Here is a 1,237-nt window from a genome sequence, read left to right as displayed (position 1 = left end):
AAACCACTAGTTGGTGAAGTGACCATTTCAGGTGCAAAAAACGCAGCACTGCCGATTTTATTTGCGTCTATCTTGGCTGAAGAGCCTGTAGAAGTGGCAAACATACCACATCTTCGCGATATCGACACAACCATGGAGCTACTAAAACGCCTTGGCGCTAAAGTAAGCCGTAACGGTTCTGTTCACGTCGATCCAAGCAGCATCAATGAATATTGCGCTCCTTATGATTTAGTTAAAACCATGCGTGCTTCTATCTGGGCGTTAGGCCCACTTGTGGCTCGTTTTGGTCAAGGTCAAGTTTCTCTACCTGGTGGTTGTGCTATCGGCGCACGTCCAGTTGACTTGCACATTACTGGCCTGGAACAACTAGGCGCAACCATCACACTTGAAGATGGTTACGTGAAAGCTGAAGTTGATGGTCGTCTGAAAGGCGCGCACATCGTGATGGACAAAGTGAGCGTTGGCGCGACCATTACCATCATGTGTGCAGCAGCTCTGGCTGAAGGTACCACAACGTTAGATAACGCAGCGCGCGAACCTGAAATCGTCGATACGGCGGATTTCCTAAATAAACTTGGCGCGAAAATCTCTGGCGCGGGTACAGACACCATCACTATCGAAGGTGTTGAGCGCTTAGGTGGCGGCAAGCACAGTGTCGTAGCAGACCGTATTGAAACGGGGACATTCCTAGTAGCTGCAGCGGTATCTGGCGGTAAAGTGGTTTGTCGTAATACCAACGGTCACTTGCTTGAAGCGGTTCTCGCGAAGCTAGAAGAAGCGGGTGCATTGGTGGAGACAGGCGAAGACTGGATCTCTGTTGATATGACAGACCGTGAGTTAAAAGCAGTAAGTATTCGCACTGCGCCTCACCCTGGTTTCCCGACAGACATGCAAGCGCAATTTACGCTATTGAACATGATGGCGAAAGGCGGCGGCGTGATCACTGAAACTATCTTTGAAAACCGCTTTATGCACGTGCCTGAGCTGATGCGTATGGGGGCGAAAGCGGAGATTGAAGGTAATACGGTTATTTGTGGTGACGTTGAATCACTAAGTGGTGCACAAGTGATGGCAACGGATCTACGTGCTTCGGCAAGTTTGGTGATTGCTGGTTGTATCGCGAAAGGCGAAACCATCGTAGATCGTATTTATCACATCGATCGCGGTTATGACAAAATTGAAAATAAACTGGCTGCACTCGGCGCAAATATTGAGCGAGTGAGCTAGTCAAGTTAAA

Annotated in this window: 1 protein-coding gene; it reads left to right on the top strand. The window is 49.0% G+C overall.

The genetic code is table 11. The annotated features are described in order from the left end of the window. Positions 1–1,227: UDP-N-acetylglucosamine 1-carboxyvinyltransferase (murA, locus tag R8N46_RS24935; protein WP_318189740.1), on the top strand; the 1,227-nt coding region annotated here is incomplete at its 5' end. Positions 1,228–1,237 lie beyond the last annotated feature (10 nt).

It is taken from the genome of Vibrio sp. 1874, assembly GCF_033344395.1.
GTDB classification, from domain to species: Bacteria; Pseudomonadota; Gammaproteobacteria; order Enterobacterales; family Vibrionaceae; genus Vibrio; species Vibrio alginolyticus.
The sequence above is the reverse complement of the archived record's forward strand: the minus strand, read 5'-3'. Positions and strand labels throughout refer to the sequence as shown.